The organism is Sphingobium sp. TomTYG75 (assembly GCF_054771635.1).
This window is the reverse complement of record NZ_BSRE01000001.1, coordinates 649,055-669,118: the sequence shown is the minus strand read 5'-3', so window position 1 is coordinate 669,118 and position 20,064 is coordinate 649,055. Positions and strand designations below refer to the sequence as shown.

General features: G+C 59.8%; 12 protein-coding genes and 1 pseudogene. 5 read left to right on the top strand and 8 right to left on the bottom strand.

The window, feature by feature from the left end:
- Positions 1 to 4: 4 nt before the first annotated feature.
- On the top strand, positions 5 to 3,187 hold the full coding sequence (locus tag ACYU81_RS03200) for an efflux RND transporter permease subunit (protein ID WP_449473665.1): 3,183 nt from the start codon (positions 5 to 7) through the stop codon (positions 3,185 to 3,187).
- A gap of 8 nt (positions 3,188 to 3,195) precedes the next feature.
- Positions 3,196 to 4,614 carry an efflux transporter outer membrane subunit gene (locus ACYU81_RS03195; RefSeq protein ID WP_460986310.1) on the top strand — a complete coding sequence of 473 codons (1,419 nt, stop codon included), beginning with the start codon at positions 3,196 to 3,198 and terminating at the stop codon, positions 4,612 to 4,614.
- A 78-nt stretch (positions 4,615 to 4,692) separates the two neighbouring features.
- Here ACYU81_RS03195 and ACYU81_RS03190 read toward each other — a convergent pair whose 3' ends face one another.
- The 3 genes from ACYU81_RS03190 to glf form a co-directional block, all read right to left on the bottom strand.
- On the bottom strand, positions 4,693 to 5,430 hold the full coding sequence (locus tag ACYU81_RS03190) for an SDR family NAD(P)-dependent oxidoreductase (protein WP_460986308.1): 738 nt from the start codon (positions 5,428 to 5,430) through the stop codon (positions 4,693 to 4,695).
- Positions 5,427 to 6,722, bottom strand: a complete 1,296-nt coding sequence (locus ACYU81_RS03185; RefSeq protein ID WP_460986307.1) for a family 1 glycosylhydrolase — start codon at positions 6,720 to 6,722, stop codon at positions 5,427 to 5,429. Before ACYU81_RS03185 ends, ACYU81_RS03190 begins: the two co-directional genes overlap by 4 nt.
- A gap of 300 nt (positions 6,723 to 7,022) precedes the next feature.
- Positions 7,023 to 9,263: a UDP-galactopyranose mutase gene (gene glf / locus ACYU81_RS03180; protein WP_460986306.1), complete on the bottom strand. Its 2,241-nt coding sequence runs from the start codon at positions 9,261 to 9,263 to the stop codon at positions 7,023 to 7,025.
- A gap of 310 nt (positions 9,264 to 9,573) precedes the next feature.
- On the opposite strand from glf, the gene ACYU81_RS03175 reads away from it, so the two are divergent.
- Together ACYU81_RS03175 and ACYU81_RS03170 are read left to right on the top strand one after the other, a co-directional pair.
- Positions 9,574 to 11,763 carry a sugar nucleotide-binding protein gene (locus ACYU81_RS03175; RefSeq protein WP_460986305.1) on the top strand — a complete coding sequence of 730 codons (2,190 nt, stop codon included), beginning with the start codon at positions 9,574 to 9,576 and terminating at the stop codon, positions 11,761 to 11,763.
- A 228-nt stretch (positions 11,764 to 11,991) separates the two neighbouring features.
- Complete coding sequence (locus ACYU81_RS03170; RefSeq protein WP_460986304.1) at positions 11,992 to 13,074, top strand: cellulase family glycosylhydrolase; 1,083 nt, start codon at positions 11,992 to 11,994, stop codon at positions 13,072 to 13,074.
- A 197-nt stretch (positions 13,075 to 13,271) separates the two neighbouring features.
- Here ACYU81_RS03170 and ACYU81_RS03165 read toward each other — a convergent pair whose 3' ends face one another.
- Together ACYU81_RS03165 and ACYU81_RS03160 are read right to left on the bottom strand one after the other, a co-directional pair.
- Positions 13,272 to 14,264, bottom strand: coding sequence for a methyl-accepting chemotaxis protein (locus tag ACYU81_RS03165; RefSeq protein ID WP_460988102.1), 993 nt, complete (start codon positions 14,262 to 14,264; stop codon positions 13,272 to 13,274).
- 309 nt (positions 14,265 to 14,573) lie between these two features.
- Positions 14,574 to 14,966: pseudogene (locus tag ACYU81_RS03160) on the bottom strand (CHASE4 domain-containing protein); the annotation flags it as partial.
- Between ACYU81_RS03160 and ACYU81_RS03155 the strand changes: the two are divergent.
- A complete protein-coding gene (locus ACYU81_RS03155; RefSeq protein WP_449474698.1) occupies positions 14,880 to 15,116 on the top strand; it encodes a hypothetical protein in 237 nt (78 codons plus the stop codon). The pseudogene ACYU81_RS03160 and the gene ACYU81_RS03155 sit on opposite strands and share 87 nt — an antisense overlap.
- A gap of 127 nt (positions 15,117 to 15,243) precedes the next feature.
- On the opposite strand, the gene ACYU81_RS03150 is transcribed toward ACYU81_RS03155, so the two are convergent.
- The 3 genes from ACYU81_RS03150 to ACYU81_RS03140 form a co-directional block, all read right to left on the bottom strand.
- The gene (locus ACYU81_RS03150; protein ID WP_460986303.1) at positions 15,244 to 16,203 is read right to left on the bottom strand and encodes an NAD(P)H-dependent flavin oxidoreductase; all 960 of its coding nucleotides are present in this window, start codon (positions 16,201 to 16,203) and stop codon (positions 15,244 to 15,246) included.
- A gap of 14 nt (positions 16,204 to 16,217) precedes the next feature.
- The gene (locus ACYU81_RS03145) at positions 16,218 to 18,020 is read right to left on the bottom strand and encodes an AMP-binding protein (protein ID WP_460986302.1); all 1,803 of its coding nucleotides are present in this window, start codon (positions 18,018 to 18,020) and stop codon (positions 16,218 to 16,220) included.
- A 131-nt stretch (positions 18,021 to 18,151) separates the two neighbouring features.
- On the bottom strand, positions 18,152 to 19,873 hold the full coding sequence (locus tag ACYU81_RS03140) for an amidohydrolase (RefSeq protein WP_460986301.1): 1,722 nt from the start codon (positions 19,871 to 19,873) through the stop codon (positions 18,152 to 18,154).
- Positions 19,874 to 20,064: the final 191 nt, after the last annotated feature.

Genomic DNA, 20,064 nt, shown 5'->3' with positions numbered 1-20,064 from the left:
GATCATGCGTCTCAGCCACGTCTTCATCAGACGGCCGATCTTCGCTGGCGTCATTGCGGTGGTCATCACGATTGTCGGCGCGCTCGCCTTTTTCGGCCTGCCCGTCGCGCAATATCCCGACGTCGTGCCGCCGACCGTCACGGTCAGCGCAAATTATCCGGGTGCTTCGTCCGAAACGATCGCTGACACCGTGGCCGCACCGCTGGAGCAGGAGATCAACGGTGTCGATGACATGCTCTACATGTCGAGTCAGTCGACCGGCGATGGTCGACTGACGATCACTGTCACCTTCAAGCAGGGCACAGACCTCGACGAGGCGCAAGTGCTGGTGCAAAACCGCGTCGCGCTCGCTGAACCCCGCCTGCCCGACGATGTGCGGCGCCAGGGCGTGGTGACGCGCAAGACTACTCCCGACTTCCTTCTCGTCGCCAACCTGATCTCGCCGGACAACAGTCTCGACCGCGCCTATCTGTCTAATTACGCGCTGACGCAGATGAAGGATGGGCTCGCGCGCATCGACGGGGTGGGCGAGGTCCGTATCTTCGGCGCCCGCGACTATGCGATGCGCGTGTGGATCGATCCCGGCCGGGCGGCCGCGCGCAACATGACGGCGGGCGAGATCGTCGAGGCGCTCCGCTCCCAGAATGTGCAGGTCGCCGCTGGCGCGATCGGCAAGCCGCCGGAAAGCAGCGCGCCTGCCTATGAGGTGAATCTGGAAGCGCAGGGGCGCTTCACGGCGCCCGAGCAATTCGCGAACATCGTTATCAAGAGCGATGGGGAAGGTCGTCTGACCCGTCTTTCCGACGTCGCACGGGTGGAGCTTGGGGCCGAGGATTACGGCATCAACACCTACCTGTCCGGCCAACCCTCCGTCGGCATCGGCATCTTCCAGCGGCCGGGCAGCAACGCCCTGGACTCTGCCGATGCAGTGTTGGCTGAGTTGAAGACCATGTCCGCCAAATTCCCCTCGGGCATGGAATATCGCGTCATCTACAATCCTACCGACTTCATTCGTGAATCGGTCAGCGCCGTTCAGCACACGCTGCTCGAGGCGGTGGTGCTGGTCGTTATCGTCATCTTGGTCTTCCTCCAGAGTTGGCGCGCGGCGGTCATTCCCGTGCTTGCGATCCCCGTGTCGCTGGTCGGCACCTTCGCGGTGCTGGCGGCGCTTGGATATTCGCTCAATAACCTGTCGCTGTTCGGGCTGGTCCTCGCCATCGGCATCGTCGTCGACGACGCGATCGTCGTGGTCGAGAATGTCGAGCGCAATCTGGAACATGGCATGACCCCGCGCGAGGCAGCGCACCGGTCCATGGACGAAGTGTCGACTGCGCTGGTGGCCATCGTGCTGGTGCTGTGCGCGGTGTTCGTGCCGACGATGTTCCTGACCGGCCTTACAGGGGAGTTCTACCGCCAGTTCGCGGTCACCATATCGGCGGCAACGATCATCTCGCTGATCCTTTCGCTAACGCTGTCACCCGCGCTTGCTGCGCTCCTGCTGCGTCCGAAGGAAGAGGATGAGCCTGAAGGCCGGTGGAAGCGCATGGCCTATCGCGGGGGCAAGCGGTTCAACGCCGCCTTCGATCGCCTGAGTCACTGGTATGCCGCCGTCACCCGCGCGATGCTGGGCCGACAGAAACTTATGCTCCTTATCTATGTCGGGTTGGTCGGACTGACGGCGCTGGTCTTCATGTCCACGCCAGCCGGTTTCGTTCCGGCGCAGGATCAGGGCTATGCGGTGACGGCGATATTCACCCCGCCGGGCACGTCGCTGGCGCAGACCGACAAGGTTCTGCGGGAAACGGCCGCCAAGATGGGCAAGATCCCTGGCGTCAAGGGCACCGTCATGCTGACTGGCTATCACGCGCCGAGCGGCACCGTCGCGCCGAACGCCGCAGCGGCCTTCCTCGTCTTCGACAGCTTCGAAGAGCGCGGCAAGCATGGCTGGACCAATCACTTCATCATGGGGGAGGCGCGCAAGATTGCAGCGCAGGTGAATGAAGGCCGGGCGTTCGTCATTCCACCACCGCTGATCCGTGGCATCAGTACGGGCGGCGGTTTCAAGATGCTGATCCAGGATCGTTCAGGACGTGGCTATGCGCAGTTAAACAAGATTGTCGGCGGCCTGCTCGCCGAAGCAAACAAGGATCCCAATCTCTTCTTCGTCCATACGAAATTCGAGGCTTCCGCCCCCCGCATCTTTGCCGATGTGGACCGCGCCAAGGCCGACATGATCGGCGTATCGCCCGCCCGCATATTCGAAGCGATGCAGGTCTATCTGGGCTCCGCCTATGTCAATGACTTCAACCTGCTGGGCCGTACCTATCGCGTGATCGCGCAGGCCGATCTGCCGTTCCGGGATGATTCTGGCGACGTCGCGCTCCTCAAGACCCGCTCCACATCGGGCGAGATGGTGCCGGTCGGCGCGGTCGCGACCCTGCACGACAAGACAGGTCCATACCGGGCTGTTCGCTACAACCTTTATCCCGCCATCGATGTGGAGGGTGATGTTGCGCCCGGTCATTCCTCCGGTCAGGCGATGGTTGCGATGGAGCGTCTGGCGGTCAAGCTGCCGTCCGGCGTGACGAGCGAATGGACGGAGGTCGCCTATCTCCAGAAGATGGCAGGCAATGCGGCCATCCTGGTGTTCGCTGCAGCAACACTCTTTGTCTTCCTGGTGCTTGCCGCACAGTTTGAAAGCCTGATGCTGCCTCTGTCGATCATCCTGATCGTCCCGATGACGCTTTTGGCGGCGATGATCGGGGTCAATCTGCGGGGCATGGACAACAATATCCTCACGCAGATTGGTCTCGTCGTGCTGATCGGCCTGGCCGCCAAGAACGCGATCCTTATCGTGGAGTTCGCAAAGCAGGCGGAAGAAGAGGGCATGGCAGCTGTAGATGCGGTCGTTCGTGCTGCGCAAAATCGCCTGCGCCCGATCCTGATGACCAGCTTTGCTTTCATCCTTGGTGTCGTGCCACTCGTGATTGCTACAGGTCCCGGCGCGGAGTTGCGGCAGGCGCTAGGTACAGCAGTCTTCTCCGGCATGTTGGGCGTGACCTTCTTCGGGCTCGTGTTCACACCAACTTTTTACGTGGTCACCCGCGCCCTTTCGGAACGCATGCGGCGCTGGCGGGAGCGTAGGGGCCCGCATATCAGCGGGCCTGTGCTTGGGGCAGCGGAATGAGAAAGATGATGACGACAAGATATCTGCTCATCGCCTTGGCCACGCTGGCGCTTGCCGCCTGCGCTGCGGGTCCGGACTATGTCCGCCCGCAGGCGGGGGTAAGTACACAAGGCCATTTCATAGCCGCGCCGCCGACGCTCACCACACCGGATGCGCCGCAGGACGGCTGGTGGCGGCTCTACCAGGATCCAATACTGGACGGCCTGGTTGGAGACTCTTTGGCGGCCAACACGGACTTGAGGGTCGCACTCGCCAATCTGGAGCGAGCGCGAACTGTCCTTCGCGAAAGTCGTACGCAAATGCTGCCGCAGACAACCGTCTCGGCTCAGCCAACCTATGGCCGCACCTCTGCAATCCAACGTCCACCAGGCCAGCAAGCAGAGGATTGGCGCATCGATACCGGGCTGAGTGTCGCCTATGAAGTCGATCTGTTCGGCCGGGTACGTCGTGCGCTCGGAGCGTCGCGAGCGGATGCAGACGCCGCCGCCGCTGCTGCGGATGCCGTACGAGTCAGCATCGTTGCCGAGACGGTACGGGCCTATGCCGACGCTTCTTCGGCGGCCGAGCGGATCGGCGTGGCCGAGCGAACGCTGGAGCTGCTCGACCGTACCGTGGACCTTACCGCCAAGCGATATGCGGCAGGGCGCACAAGCCGTCTCGACGTCGCTCGCGTGTCCGCGCTGCGTAACCAGCAGCAGGCGACCATTCCCCCCCTTCGCGCCCAGCGCGATGCAGCGCTTTTCCGGCTGGCCCTCCTAACCGGAAGAGCGCCGGCCGACCTCCCCCCTCAGGTCGGCCAGCGCGCGGTCACTCTTCGACTGGATCGCCCCATACCAGTCGGAGATGGCCGCGCGCTGTTGGCCAGGCGCCCGGACGTGCGGGAAGCGGAACGCAGACTTGCGGCGCAGACCGCTCGGATCGGCGTCGCGACAGCTGACCTTTATCCGCGTATCACCTTGGGTGGATCGGTCGGATCGACGGGAAATACGGCAAGCAACCTGTTCGGAGCGGGGCCTCTGAACTGGGTCATCGGACCGCTGCTGAATTGGGCCTTCCCGAACATGGAGGCTGGACGCGCGAGGGTGGCCCAGGCGGAAGCATCGACACGCGTGGCGCTGGCGACCTTCGACGGCGCGGTGCTGAAGGCGCTGCAGGAAACGGAAACAGCACTTTCCGCCTATGCTCATAGGCTGGAACGGCGGCGGGCGCTGCAAGCGGCACTGGAGCAGGCGCGTGTCGCGGCACGGATCAGCCGGGCACAGCTTCGCGAAGGACGTGCGGATTCGCTGGCAGTGCTGGATGCGGAGCGAACGTTGGCAGGAGCAGAAGCCGACCTCGCCGGTGCCGATGCGCTGGTCGCCGCCAGCCAGATCGACCTGTTCCGCGCACTCGGCGGCGGCTGGCAGACGCCTCGCGCAACCTTGTGAGAATGCTCCCATGTTATTCAGGTCGCGACCTGCTGTGCGATAGCCCAACTATGCCGGTAATCAAACTTGACGGAGCTATCAAAGCCGGGCCAGCCGCCCACCATCCACCGCCAGTGTCGTCCCCGTGATGAATGTTGCGTCATCGCTAGCGAGAAATGCCACGGCCGCAGCGATATCTTCTGGGGTTCCCACGTCACGGTTAACGATCGTCTCGGCGCCCGATTGCACATTGGGATTATTCCATAGCATCGGCGTGTCTATCGCACCGGGCAAGACAGCGTTCGCGCGAATCTTTGTATCGCGTCCCTCAATGGCAGTGCTGCGGGTCAGCGAGAGCATGCCCGCCTTGGCCGCGGCATAGGGTGCTACGTTCGCACTGGTTTCCATAGCATGGACGCTGGCGATGTTAACGATTACACCCCCTTTGGCGCCAAAGCAGAGGAATCCCTGCTTCGTAAAGAATGCGGCGCCCAACAGATCCACCCGCAATATGTCCAGCCAGTCATCGCCTGACCACTGGGCGAGCATCTTGAACGACATGAGACCGGCATTGTTGACGATAATGTCCACCCTGCCGAAATGGTCCATTGCCGCCTTCACGCAGGCTTCGACCTGTTCCTCTGATCCGACGTCGCAGCCAAAGCCCATCGCCTTGGCGCCAAGGCCGGCCGCAGCCGCCTGGGCTTGGTCTTGCTTGAGATCGGCAATGAGGACAGCCGCCCCCTCGGCATACAGTCTTGCGGCGATCGCAGCGCCGATCCCGCCCGCCGCGCCTGTGACGATCGCCACCTTATCCTCGAAGCGTTGCTTCATCATGCTTCCTCCTGCACAGCCGGGCCTGTCGCGGGTGCCTTGATCATCCGCTTTGCCCGCTCCCGCTGCTCCATGGCGAAGCCACGATTGACGTCGCTCGGCAGCACGACCGGCACCGTAAGGCACAGGCTTTGGGTCGGAAGGACGTCGCGCCATTGCTGGATCAAGCGCTTATAGGCTTCGCCCACCGGACGGATCTTGCGGTCGAGATCATAGAGGCCGAGCGGATTGACGTTCCCGTTCTTGACGCGCAGCGCGCTGTCCCAGTCGACCTGATCCGTCAAGGAATACCAGGTGAAACCGACGATAGGTACGCCATCATTTCGCACCCGGAGGACGTTGGCCCATTGCTTCCAGAGCCAATCGACCGCTTCGGTGCCCAGCGGACCTTGTGACAGGTTGGTTTCCGTGTGCATCACCGGCAAGCGGTAACGCTGATGGTATTGGCGGGTGATCTCGCTGTAGCCAAAAATTTCGCCAGAAGGCCGGGTCATTCCGTCCAGCGCGACGCGATGCTCGTTGGTGATGTAATAGTCATTCCCCATGATGCAGTGCTGTTTCAAGCGATTGTCGAGGAAGAAATGATATTCCTCGCGCGTCATCCCGTTATCCATGAGATATTCGTACATCTCGGAATCGACGCGACGCCCGTAGTTGAGGTCCAGCGAGAGAAAGCGCTGCGAATTCATCAGCTCGGCACCCCGGATCGCACCCGGAGCTTCGGCATGATAATATTCGGAAGATTCACTTTGGATGAAGATGGCGTCGGGCCGCACTTCCAATATTCGACGCATGGCCAGAACGTTGGCGCGAACAATATTTTTCAGTGCATTGACGAATGCCTGATCACTGGCGAGCTGCTCGTTCCACCAGCCATAACGCGCCGAGAAAGTGGCGCAGATGAACATCTCGTTGACCGGCGTATATAGTTGTACCCAAGGGAAGCGCTCCGCAAAGGCGCGGGCATAAATGCCGAACTGCTCGGGGAAGTCAGGATTCTGGAAATTTCCGATCCAGTCAGAGACTCCAAAATGACAAAGATCGACGATGGGGACGAGATTGAGGCGCTTCAGTTCCGAAAAGCTCTGGTCCGCAAATTCCCAGTCATAATGTCCTGGACCCAGCCAGGTCTTGTGGACGGGCGGACCATAACGCAGATAGGAGATGCCCATCTCTTGAACGAGTGCGAAATCCTCTCGCCAGCGGGCATAATGGCCGCAACTTTCCATTTCATCGACCCGCGTTCTGCCGTTGTCGATCGTAGGCACGCTGTTCTCGACGCCCGTGGCGAACATGAAAGTGGCGATGAGCCTTCTCCCGCTCGAACATGTGATGCGACAACGCTGGGCCGACGCCTTGGGATCCGTGATTGATCGGCGCTCCCCTGTTGAGTCGGCGGGCGTCAGGATTTTTTAAGTACTTATAATCACTTGGCGCACGTGCCAAAGTTGCTGTGCCGGTTCGCCGTCGGGACAAAGGTTCCGAGGATCATCCTAGTGAGCTTTCTTAACTCGACGAAGCGAGGTTCCTGTTTACGCCCGATACGGGCGCGGACGGCCGGATATATCAAGCGCGGCGATGATGGCAGGCGCGCTTTATGGGACTCCCGAAGAAGCGTGGGTCACGTTCGTCGGGGCCACAGAGGCGCGAGCCTTGCGCTGCGACATGCGCCGATACGTTGCCAAGGCCTGGCCGACCACCTGATCCATATTATAATAGCGATAGGTCGCCAGCCGACCCACGAAGGTCACGTTCGTCTGGACCATGGAAAGCGCTTCATAACGCTTGAAGAGGGCTTGGTTTTCAGGCCTTGGGATCGGGTAATAGGGATCGCCTTCTGCTGTCGGAAACTCATAGGTGATGCTGGTGGAATTCACCTGCTGGCCGGTCAGATGCTTATATTCGGTAATGCGCGTATAGGGCACATCGGGTGAGGGATAGTTGACCACGGCGACCGGCTGGAACTGTTCGACGCTGTGCTGTTCATGCTGGAACCGCAGCGACCGATAAGGCAATTTGCCGAAGCGATAGCCGAAATATTCGTCGATCGGGCCGGTGAACACCAGGTGATCGTGCGGATAGGCATCGCCAGCCTCGCAATAGTCGACCCCCAGGAGCACCTCGATGTTGGGATGATCGAGCATCCGCTCAAACATACGCGTATAGCCTTCCAACGGCATCGCCTGGAATTTGTCTGTAAAGTAGCGATCATCGACATTGGTGCGCGTTGGCACCCGTGATGTTACAGCCTTGTCGAGTTCGGATGGGTCAAGACCCCATTGCTTGCGCGTATAGCCTTGGAAGAATTTTTCATACAATTCTCGACCCACGGCGGAGACCACGACGTCTTCCGATGTGCGCACGATTGCCACCGGCTCGGCCTGCGCGGCGAGGAAGGCCGCGGCGTCCTCTTCGGTTTGAAGGCTCAACCCATAGAGCAAGTTGAGCGTCGTCCGGTTTATCGGCATTGGCACCAGCATATCGTCGACCGCCGCAAGCACCCGATGCTCATAAGGCCGCCATTTGGTAAAGCGCGAGAGGTAGGTGAAAATCTCCGCTGCATTGGTGTGGAAGATATGCGGACCGTAACGGTGGATCAGCACCCCCGCTTCGTCGAGTTCATCATAGGCGTTGCCCCCGACATGGTGGCGTCGATCGACCACCAGCACTTTCTTGCCGCCATCGGCCGCCAGCCGCTCGGCCATGATCGCGCCAGCAAAGCCAGCTCCGACCACCATCACGTCATAATGCCGGGGCCGGTCGCTGTTCCAGCTAGTTGGCGATACGATCGGATGGGCATGGACGCTCTGCGACACCGCGTCGGCAATCAACGTGTTCATCTGCTGAAAGCTCTTGTCCCAGGACATGCCCGCCAGCAACTGGTCCGCCTGCGACAGCCAGTGGCCGCCTGGACGCGGCAGCGCCAGTGCCTCTTCGCAGGCAGTGACGAAGGCTTCGGCGCCGTCCGCGATCCACACGGCTTCCATCTCGCCATAATGCCGCACGACGTCGGTAATAGGGGTCGAAACGACGGGCTTCCCCGCCGCCAGATATTCGGGGGTCTTGGTGGGGCTGATGAACCGTGTCGCATCATTGAGGGCGAAGGGCATTAGCGCCACATCCCATCCCGCGATGCAGGTGGGCAGGTCTTCGTAGGACCGCCCGCCCAGAAAATGGAGATTGGGTCGTCTGGGCAGATCGTCGCTGCTGATCTTTACGACCGGGCCGATGATCTCCACGTCCCAGCCGGGCCGCGCGTCGGCGAGGCGGGCGAGCAGGTCGAGATCCATCCGCTCGTCAACAACGCCGTAAAAGCCAAGGCAGGGGCGGCTGGCCGGATCTCCCTTGGTCTTCGCAGCAGAACGTGCCGCAGCGAAATGGTGGATATCCACGCTTGAGGGAAAGGGGACGACATGGGCGTGCTTGTCCTTCTTCGCCTCGTAGAGGCTATATCCGCCAGTGAACACCAGATCGGCGCACGATAGAAGCCGCTGCTCGAGCGGCAGCAGTTCGGGCGGGGCGCCCCTGAAATTGGCAAGCTCGTCCATGCAGTCGTATACGATGCAATCGGCCGCGACATGCTCCGAAAAGGGCAGCATCATGGGCGTATAATACCAGCGGATATAGGGGCCGCTCTCGCCCGCCAAATAGAGGTCGAGCAACTGTTTGAGTATCTCACAATCTTGCCCGCGCGCGCTCTCGGGCAACTGCGGTGTCACCACACTGACACCTGTGAAAGCGCATGTCTCGAACCTCAGGTCAGCCGCTTTAATCTCTGCGGAGAAGCATGGCTCTTCCCAAAAGATGACCCGGCCCTGTTTGGCAAAGCGGCTCATCAAATGCTGGGGTCTTTGAAACACAAAGTTCCAGCGAAGATGACTAAAGCAGATGAGAGTATGGGCGACGGCGTTGGAGTTTAATCCAGGTTGCGAAATGTCGGGCGAACGGACCTGGACCATGTGCGGAAACCTTTCTCGGGGACGAACGGTTTGCAAACCGTCGGTTGCTGGCACTTGTTCCAGTGCGTCAGCTGATACAGGTTGGCGTCATGTCGCAATTATATGCCTTGGACTTGCATAGGATTCTGCTTGCGAAATAATCCCCTTGAGCAACGTTGAGTTTCTGACAAGCGAGAAAGGATACAGGATGCCAACGCGCCCGCAGCTTTGGGGCGGTCTGGAGTGCACGGTGAACCGTGTGCAAGACCGCTATGGCGATCAAATCTGCGCCAGCGGGCACCATGACCGGATCGAGGACCTCGACACGATTGCGCTGTCGGGTATCCGTGCGATCCGCTATCCCGTTTTATGGGAAAGGGTTAGCCCCGATAGTCCTGAACAATGCGACTGGCGCTGGACGGACGAGCGGCTCGGGCGCCTGCGCCAACTGGACATTGCGGTCATTGCTGGCCTCATCCACCACGGCAGCGGCCCACGCTACACCAGCCTACTGGACGAGGACTTTGCTGATGGGCTGGCCCGCCACGCCCGGGGTGCGGCAGAACGCTACCCCTGGATCACCGATTGGACCCCCGTCAACGAACCGCTGACCACGGCGCGTTTTTCAGCGCTTTACGGCCACTGGTACCCCCACCAGCGGTCTGAACAGGCATTCTGGCTGGCCCTGCTGAACCAGATCGATGCGACCCGCCTTTCGATGCGGGCTATTCGGCGCGTCAATCCCGTCGCCCGGTTGATCCAGACCGACGATCTGGGCCGGACCTATGCGACCGCCTCGCTGCGGACGCAGGCAGGGTTCGACAATCTGCGCCGATGGGCTGGATGGGACCTTCTCTGCGGGCGGATGACGCGCGACCATCCTTTTTGGGACCGGTTGTGCGGCTTTGGTTTTGAAAGTCGGTTGCTTGCGATAGCGGATGATCCCTGTCCACCTGATGTGATCGGCATCAACCATTATCTGACGAGCGACCGCTTCCTCGATCACCGACTACATCGTTATCCACGGCATAATCACGGCGGGAGCGAACAGCAGGTTTACGCTGATGTCGAGGCAGTCAGGGTGCTTGCGCCCTCGCCACAGGGTATGGAAGGGGCGATGCGCGAGGCGTGGGAGCGGTACGGCGTGCCGCTCGCGCTGACGGAGGTGCATAATGGTTCAACCCGGGAGGAGCAGTTGCGCTGGGCGGCACAGGCGTGGGACACGGCGCTGCGCCTCGACGGGGAGGGCCTTCGTGTCGAAGCCGTGACGATTTGGTCGCTGCTGGGAAGCAAGGGGTGGAATACGTTGCTGACACGGCCGGGCTTTTACGAGCCGGGCGCATGGGATGTTAGCAGCGGCCATCCGAGGCCGACCGCACTCGCGTCTCTGCTGAAGGCGTTGGCGGGCCATGGCGTGCGTCCGCCTCTGGCGGCTGGTGCCGGATGGTGGCAACGCCCGGTCAGGATGGCGCACCCGACGGTCGCGCGTCCTGCGCCCATGGCCGAGCATCTGGCAGGGGCACGCTTGCGCTTCCCGGCTCGACCGCTGCTGATATGTGGCGCGACAGGCACGCTGGGTCAGGCAATGGGGCGCGCCTGCACGCTGCGCAATATTCCCTTTGTGCTCACGTCGCGTGGCGACCTCGACCTTGCCGATCGGACCAGCATCGATGCCGCCATCGATCGTGTTCACCCGTGGGCGGTGATTAACGCCGCAGGTTGGGTCCGGGTCGATGAAGCCGAGGGCCAGCAGGATGACTGCCTGATGGCAAATGCCCATGGCGCGATCGCCTTGGCACAGGCGTGCGAGCGCCGGGGGCTGCCGTCCGTTTCCTTCTCCAGCGATCTGGTGTTCGATGGCGGCAAGGGATCATCCTATGTGGAAACCGATGATCCATCCCCGCGTAATAGCTACGGCCATAGCAAGGCGCAGATGGAGGCGGGACTTGCAGATTTGTCGGGCCAGCATCTGGTGATCCGCACGGCGGCCTTCTTCTCCCCGGACGACAGCTTCAATTTCGCCGCAGCAGTCGTGAGGTCGCTTGCGCGGGGCGAGGTGTTTCAGGCAGCGGACGACCTGCTTATTACCCCCACTTACGTGCCGCATTTGGTGTCGACGGTACTTGACCTGTTGATCGATGGGGAAAGCGGCTGCTGGCATCTCACCAACGGGGAATCCCTTTCCTGGGCCGATTTTGCGCGGCGTGTCGCGGGCAGTTGTGGATATGATTTCGACCTTGTGCACGGCATTCCCCATGCCTCCTTCCGCTGGCGGGCCGAGCGGCCGAGAAATGGCGCGTTGGCGAGCAGCCGTGGAGCGGACTTGCCTGCGCTGGAGTGTGCTCTGGATCATTTCGCGTCGCATCACCACCGGCAATTGGATTTCGTTATTTCGTGATCGGCACTCGGTTATACAGATCCCATCTTATTTCCTGTTCAAAACAATCTATATGATCCGCATATTTTCGTAGTTGTTGCGAAGTCGAAAGAGAACGAATCCGTAATGAATATTGGGATCATGGATGGATCACCAATGAATACGTCGGTCACATCATGTTAACTGACTTGCTCTATATTAATCTCATCCTTAAGGGACCGCGGCGGGTCGGGGAAAGGACGAGAATCGGTGAGCGGGTCGGATACGGTAGAACGTTGGTCGCCGGAAGCGGCGCATGCGTGGTTCAAGGCTCAGCCTTGGTTGGTCGGGTGTAATTTCACTCCGTCCAATGCGATCAATCAACTGGAGATGTGGCAGGCGGGCACCTTCGATCTGCCCATGATCGATCGGGAATTGGCCCTCGCCGCATCGGTGGGCATGAATGCGGTTCGCGTCTATCTTCACGATCTCCTTTGGATTGAGGATCCTCAGGGTTTCCTGAAGCGGATCGACGCCTTTCTCGCAGTCGCGGATCGGCACGGGATTCGCACCATGCTGGTGCTTTTCGATTCTTGCTGGCACCCTGAACCTGAGCTTGGGCCTCAGCCCCATCCACGCGAAGGCGTGCACAACAGTGGTTGGGTCCAGTCGCCCGGAATCACCGCGCTCCAAAATATAGACGAACATCACCGGCTCGAAGATTATGTCCGTGGCGTTGTCGGCCGTTTTGCTCACGACCCCCGCGTCATTGCCTGGGACATCTGGAATGAGCCGGACAATGGTCCCGAAGTTGCCCTGTGCGATCCGGCGGCGCTCAAGGCGAAGGCCGACCTGGTGGTGCCCTTGCTGTTGGCCGCATTCGCGTGGTCGCGCGAGATGAAACCTGTCCAACCGCTCACTAGCGGCATCTGGCTTGGCGACTGGTCCGCGCCCGATCTGCTCAGCCCCATCCAGCGCGCCCAAACGGGGAGTTCGGATGTGATCTCCTTCCATAATTACGGCATCGCCGACGATTTTGCGCAGCGCGTGAAATGGTTGAAGGCGATGGGAAGACCTCTGCTATGCACCGAATATATGGCGCGACCCGCAGGCAGCACGTTTCAAACAATACTGCCCGTGGCCAAGGAACATGAGGTCGGGACATTCTGCTGGGGTCTCGTCCGGGGCAAGACGCAGACGCACTTGCCATGGGACAAATGGGAGAATCCCAATCTTGAAGGCCTCAAGGACCGGTGGTTTCACGACATTTTCGATGCGGATGGAACGCCCCACGACGAAGATGAGGTGGCCTTCTTGCGACTCATCAGCCAAGTCGACAGCGTCGCTGTGTGATCTGCAGATCCGCTCTCATGTGAAGGCGGAGCCGACGGCCGACCTAGATTGGTTTGATACGTCAGCAATGGGAATCGCCGGACCCACTGGGGTCGTGGCGGCGCATGGACAAACCGGAAAACAGTCCCCCCCCAGTGGGAAAAGCAAATCGGAAACGGCAGCAGAATGGCGTAAGCGGCTAAGGCCGGGCGGCAATTTCACGCCGCGCGGAGGCGGGCAATTACCTGATCGAACTGCTGCCTTAGCTCGCTAGCGCTAACCCGGACAGCTGCTCCGACATTGAGCGTGTGCTCGGCATTAGCCTTCACGGCACCAAGACCTGCGGCAATGGAGCTGATGGCGTTATGCACGGCTTCCGCATCACCTCCGACGCTCTGGCTGCTTGCCAGGATCGTTCGGGCACCCTCATGGTGCTTCTCGGCAGCCGAGGATACTTCCGACACGCTGCGTTCCAATTCACGGACGACTATGTTCAGCAGGTTGAGCAGCGATGCGATCGATGAAGCAGAGGCGTTTACCGCCTCCGTGCGCTGTTCGATCTGTCCTGCCATGGCTCCGGCCTTCGTCGCCAGGATCTTGATCTCGCCGGCGACGACTGCGAATCCCGCTCCCCTCTCGCCGCTGCGCGCGGCCTCCAAGGTCGCATTCAGAGCCAGCATGTTGGTCTGGCTCGCAATTTGCCGGATGGCTCTGGTGGCAAGGTCGATCGCTTCGATCTCCCGCTGCAACTTGTCGTGAGCCCCCAGCACTGCCCGCGCCTCAATCTCCGTCTTGCTCATATTCCTGCGCGTGGCGATTGATTGCGTATGGATTTGGCCTATTGCAACACTCAAATCCTGCACATGGGCCTCTATCTCATGCACGGCCTGTGCCGACGTACGGCTGCGATCCCGCACAAAAGCCGTTCCGGCGAGTTGTTCCGCCAGCGCCGCCAGCGTGTCGCGCGCACTCACTTCAAGCTGGTCGGCCTGCCTCAATAATGATCTTGAAAGGTCGCCCACGCTTGCCGAGAGTAGGCTGGCGACCTCATGGGCAGCATTCTTCAATGCTTCGCGATGGTCGGCCTCCTCCCGGGCTTGCTTCTCGGCGATCGCGGCGATTTGCTCGCTCGCGCTTTCCGCCTGTTTTCGGGCGTCATCCGCAGCGGCACGCGCGCTCTCCCGATCTGCGGAAATTTGTTCAGCCCGCAAGCGGCCCTCTAACAATAAATGATGAGCGCGTAAAATGGATCGCGAGACTGCCAGGAAAAACAGAAGGAAGAGAATGAATGCTGTGGCCAGCAACCAGGAAAGGCTTTCAAGCGCCGCCAACCCTGGGCGAACGGCTGCCCAGTGAACATGCCCGATATCCGTTCCTGAGGGGCTGACGAGGGTATGGCCAGAAGATTTGTCTGTGCGCGCGCCGGGCGGTAGGAAGCTGATGCCCGTTATTTGATAGGCCTGCTCCCAACTGGAAAACAGTGCGGCATCAAGCGGGCGAACGACCACGACGTAGCGCAGTGGCCCAGTCGGCAGCGGCCGATCCGCCGAGAAGGGCGTGATGGGGGTGCCCGCAAACAAGGCGGGTTGTCCCCGATAAAGACTGATGAAAGAGCGAACGGGAACGCTATGTCGATCTGTCACCTTTTTCGGGAGCATGCGCTTCAAATCTCGAAGCGCGTCTGGAGCTTCCTTCCCCAAGTTCCCAGGAACAGTTGTGCCCGGTCGCCACCCAAAGATCGTCGCACCGCGATCGTCGAGGATGTACGTAGGTTTCGAGCTGCCGAGGTTAGATGCGGCCCATTCATAATCGGTATCCCCGTATAGATGATCTACGGCATCGTCCCATTTCCCGTAATCGCGGGTTTCGGCTACAAGAGCGGTAGCCTCGCGGGTTATCGCGCCCTTGACCATGCGTGCCTTTTCGAGGGCCGCAGCATCGTCCATCTTGGAAACGAGCACGGCCACGAGCATACCGCACGTCAGGAGAGCGATCAGCGCAAGCGCCGCAAGGGGAAGGATTGCGCTCGGCAGACGGCTGAGGATGCCTGCCAATCGGGCTGAATGCCGCACGTCGTGGAAGCTCCCCTGTTACGACCCATTGTTTCCCTTCCATTTCGCGCAAAATGGTTATCGACGGCTTAACTCAGGCATCGCTCGGCGAAATACATCTGACGTGATCAAAACAAGGTTATTTCAGCTTTTTCAGGCGCGAGAGGCCGGTATTATATTCTGCCTGCCATCGCGCAATAACTTGCGATACGGGCGCGACGTTTGAAATTGCGCCGATGCCCTGTCCAGCGCCCCAAATGTCTCTCCATGCCTTGGCCGCAGCATCGCCCCCGAAATTCATCATCGTACGGTCTCCGACCGGCAGATCTTCTGGATCAAATCCGGCAGCAATGATCGAACTTCTCAAATAATTGCCGTGCACGCCCGTGAAATAGTTTGAATAGACGATGTCCCGGGCACACCCTTGGACCACCGCATCCTTATAGCTTTGGACGGCATTTGCCTCAGGCGTGGTGATAAAGGCCGAGCCGATATAGGCGAAATCGGCCCCCATGGCTTGAGCCGCAAGTATCCCCCGGCCCGTCGCCATGGCGCCCGAAAGTGCAAGCGGCCCGTCGAACCACTGGCGAATTTCCTGAATGAGCGCGAAGGGGGAAAGTCGGCCAGCATGACCGCCCGCGCCCGCCGCGACCGCAATCAATCCGTCCGCACCATTTTCGATGGCCTTGCGTGCAAAGCGGTCATCGACCACATCGTGCAAGGTAATCCCGCCCCATCCTTTCACTTCAACATTCACATCTTCACGTGAGCCGAGCGAAGTAATGATGAGCGGCACCTTCCACTTGGCGCACATATCCATGTCTGCGCCAAGTCTGTCGTTCGACCGGTGCACGATTTGATTGATGGCGAACGGCGCGGATGGACGGTCGGGATTGTCCCTGTCCCACACTGCGAGCTCTTCGGTAATTTGATGCAGCCATTCGTCCAGTAAGGCCTGCGGTCGGGCGTTGAGAGCAGGGAACGATCCGATGATGCCCGCCTTGCATTGCGCGATGACAAGAGCGGGATTGGATATGATGAACATCGGCGCGCCAATCACGGGAAGTCGCATGGACGAAAACAAGCTGTTACTGGTCATTATCATCGGCTGGCCTATATGATTTCATGATCCGCATTCAGTTCAAATGGCGCCAGCAGATTTTCGGCTTCGCGCTTTTCCTTGTCATCGGGATCGGCGGACCAGATCACCGTTACGTTTCTCGCCCCTATGTCGGTACATGAAATGTCCAATACTTTGGACAATCCCGCCAACTCTTCAACAGCGCGCATGGCCACAGCCTGTTGACGCAGCTGAAAGCGGGCAATCTTGCCTACGGCGGTCAATGGCAAGCTGTTAACAAGCAATATCCGTTTCGGCCTGGCGGGCGGCTCCTCGATATGCTGCGTTACAAAGGCAATCAGTTCTTCTTCATCGACCAAAGCGCCCGGTTTCCGGGTAACGAAGAGCACCGGAACCTGGCCTGCATAAGCATCCGGCATCCCCACCGCCGCCGCCATGGCAACAGCCGGATGGTGACATATTGTTTCCTCGATCGTCTGCGGGTCGATATTGTGGCCGCTGCGGATGATGACGTCCTTGCTACGGCCAATCAGCCGGATTTGGCCATCTGACGTCATCTCGGCCAGATCGCCGGTCGCATGCCATTTCTCTTTCGGATGCTCGATCAAACCCTCCACCGTCCGATAACCCCGGAACAGCATGGGTCCCCGAACATACAGTTCGTCAGGGCCGCCGGGCACGATCGGGACCAACTGGGTTTCGACCAGGGGGGTCGGCGTTCCGATGGCTGGCTGATATTCGATTCCGTCGAGCGGCTGATTGCCCCCGGCGCCCGACAATTCGGTCATGCCCAGTATCTGGGAAAGCGGAATGCCGGTCAGTTCCGTGATGCAGCGCATCAATGAGGGGCCGATGGAGGTTGCTCCCGTCACCAGTGCACGCAATTCGGGCCAAAGGGCAGGCTTGCCGAGTTCGGCGACATGCGACCAGGTCGGCGGCACCAAAGCGATGACGGTGACTTTTTCCCGCGCGGAAATTTCCCAGATCGCGTTGACGGTTCGACGATCGCGCGCTCCGGCAATGCCGCAATTCAATAATGTCGATCCGCTGGAAAACAGCGCCATTCCCACCACGACACCGCCGCCCACATGAAAAAAGGGAAGCAGTTGCAACACACGGTCGTCCGGGCGCCAGCCCATTCCAGCCGCGCTGGCATGCACGGAGGCCATCAGGCCACCAAGGCTCAGATCAGCCAGTTTAGGGGCGCCGGTGGTCCCTCCCGTATGACATAATGCCGCGCAACGATCGCCATGAATGATCCTGACGGCAGCCGGGTCAGCCGATCCCAGAAAATCCGGCCACCAAGCATATTGCCCCGCATAGCGCTGCAACGCGCCGGATCGGCCCGCCCCACCGTCGATTTCGATGACCAGTTCCACCCCGCCCGCCAGGGCGATGGCCTGCGCCACGGTCTCATCCAGCGTGAAATTGTCATTCGCCCCAAAGGCGATGACGGCCCGCACATTGGCGAGGGCAAATTGGCTGGCCATCGCTTCTGGGCCAAGGAGGAGATTTACCGGGAAAGCGATGGCGACCGAAGACGATGCCATGATAGCGATCATGCATTCGGGGATCGAGGGCGCGACAATGGCCACCACATGATCGGGCTTGATCCCGGCCCCTTGCAACGCCGCACCCAGCCGGGCCGTCTGTTCGGCAAGCGCGGCATAATCAAGGCGAACGGGTGAAAGATCGTCAGCGTTTCTGAAATGAACCATGGCATCATGGGAAGGCGAACGATCAGCGACGATCCGCAGCATATTGATGGGATCTCGCACCGTCGCCATCCGTTCGCGGGTCTGCGCCTCCCGCCTAAGACGATCACTGGCGGTCATACTCTTCTCCTTTGGCGACCGGCTTCCGCTCCAAAATCCATTCGATGAAGATCAGGAACGCGCGGCGCAGATTGACATCTGCTCTCCCGCCGTCCGTCGATGTGAGCGGGCAGTTACTTAAAAATTGCCATTCACCGCTGATAAACGACCTTGCCATCCAGGATTGTCATATCGACAGGAATGTCGCTGAGTTTGTCAGCGTTGATCGTCAGTGGGTCCTGCGCAAGCACGACGAAGTCAGCAAGTTTGCCCGTTTCAATGGAGCCTAGCTGCTTTTCCATAAAGTTCGCTTCAGCCGACCAGATCGTAAACATGCGGATGCCGTCCATGACGCTGATCGCTTCCTCCGGCTGCACGATCTTCCCATATTTCGTGTCGCGATGAACGGCCCGCTCGATGGAAAATAGCGGATATGTCGCAAAATTCTGCGTGCCCACGGTATCGACGCCACCAGGAGGGTGCAGGCCGAGACCAATCAGCGTTTTCATCGCGAAAAATTTGACGTTCGGTTCCTTCATGCCGACGTCTGTCAATCGCCACAGAAAGGCTACCTGTGGGGAGGGGATGACATGGTCGCGCTGCAAACGGGCCAATCGTTCCTGCGTGCGTTGAGGGTCGATCGTCAGATAATGACCAAAATGCTCTATCCGGTCCCTCGCGTCGGCTTTTGGAAACAATCGGTTGGCATTTTCGTAGGCCGTAAGCGTCATATCCTGTGCGCGATCGCCATTCGCATGGATTTGAATCTGCCAGCCAGCCTGTCGGGCCTTTAAGACGATGTCATTGAGTTGGCTCTGATCCATCATGGGTGTGCCGTAATTGTTGGGCACCCAGGTCGTACCAGCACCTTTCCATTGCGGCCGATAGAGCGCCACGGTGGTTCCCCAGGCACCATCCATGAATAGCTTGATCGCTCCGACACGGATCCAGTCGTCTCCCATCCCGGTCGTGATGCCGGTCGACAAGAGCTGTTCTGCGGTAATTGCCCCTTCCATGGGGGAAGTCGTGGCATTCGGATTTCGGAGTACATAGTTCACACGCACGCGGGTCGGTAACCGGCCTTCCTTGCGCAATTCCTGATAAGCGAGATAGGTTTTCGGGGGAGACATGTCGGAGACCGTGGTGACGCCTTTTTTAAGGTAGAAGTCCTCCAATATCTTCCGCACGCCTTCCTTCATCTCGGGATAGGTAAACTCATGGTTTTTGGGCCACGGGGCTGGAGCATCCCGCACGATCACCACTTCGCCCTGCGCATTGCGTTCATAGCGGCCGCCTGAACTTGCCGGGGGCTCCGGCCAGTTCTTGTCCATCCCCATCACAACCGCAGCTTTGTGATTGATGAGCTTGTCGTGCGCGCTCCAGTCGAGGCGTACGGGATTATCCGGAAAAGCTGCATCGAGTTCCGCTCGCGAGGGCATAACCTGCATATAGGTTCCCTGACCGACCAACCATGCGCCCGGCGGCAGTTTGGCCTGCGCTTCCTTCAGCTTGGCAATGATCGCCTTGCCGTCCTTCAGCGGCGGCGCCTGGATATTGATGAAGTTGGCCTCGACGTTGGCCATGCCTTCGACATGCGAATGCGCATCGATGAAGCCGGGCAGCATGGTTCTCCCCCGCAGATCGACCACCTTGGTCGCGGGGCCACGCCACGCCTGGACGTCGTCGCTGACGGCGACGATCCGGTTGCCCACGACGGCGACGCTGCCAACGATACTGTCCTTTGGGTCAACTGTAACGATCTTGCCGTTGGTAACGATAAGATCTGCGTAGGTTTGTTCTGCAAGAACAGGCGATGTGGACAGTATCCATATCAAGGCCGATCCACTGAACCCTACCCAATTGCGGTTTTTCATCGCCGTTCCCTGTCCTTCAAATATTCAATTACGCGTTCCGCTGCCGAATAATCTTCCTTAGCCTGTTCCGAATATTCCAGGATCCGACCACAAGAAACGGCACGGCATAAGATATGAAGCCCATTTCCTTTCGCCGACTGTATCGTCTGTCATCCGGAGCCTCTTGATCGCAAGATGAGATTTTACTTCTA

Bases quoted from the DNA above. Each gene is read 5' to 3' on its own strand.
- ACYU81_RS03200 (WP_449473665.1), top strand. From the start codon at position 5: ATGCGTCTCAGCCACGTCTTCATCAGACGGCCGATCTTCGCTGGCGTC.
- ACYU81_RS03155 (WP_449474698.1), top strand. From the start codon at position 14,880: ATGATCTACGGCATCGTCCCATTTCCCGTAATCGCGGGTTTCGGCTAC.
- ACYU81_RS03145 (WP_460986302.1), bottom strand. From the start codon at position 18,020: ATGACCGCCAGTGATCGTCTTAGGCGGGAGGCGCAGACCCGCGAACGG.
- ACYU81_RS03175 (WP_460986305.1), top strand. From the start codon at position 9,574: ATGCCAACGCGCCCGCAGCTTTGGGGCGGTCTGGAGTGCACGGTGAAC.
- ACYU81_RS03185 (WP_460986307.1), bottom strand. From the start codon at position 6,722: ATGTTCGCCACGGGCGTCGAGAACAGCGTGCCTACGATCGACAACGGC.
- glf (WP_460986306.1), bottom strand. From the start codon at position 9,263: ATGAGCCGCTTTGCCAAACAGGGCCGGGTCATCTTTTGGGAAGAGCCA.
- ACYU81_RS03150 (WP_460986303.1), bottom strand. From the start codon at position 16,203: ATGACCAGTAACAGCTTGTTTTCGTCCATGCGACTTCCCGTGATTGGC.
- ACYU81_RS03195 (WP_460986310.1), top strand. From the start codon at position 3,196: ATGACGACAAGATATCTGCTCATCGCCTTGGCCACGCTGGCGCTTGCC.
- ACYU81_RS03140 (WP_460986301.1), bottom strand. From the start codon at position 19,873: ATGAAAAACCGCAATTGGGTAGGGTTCAGTGGATCGGCCTTGATATGG.
- ACYU81_RS03190 (WP_460986308.1), bottom strand. From the start codon at position 5,430: ATGATGAAGCAACGCTTCGAGGATAAGGTGGCGATCGTCACAGGCGCG.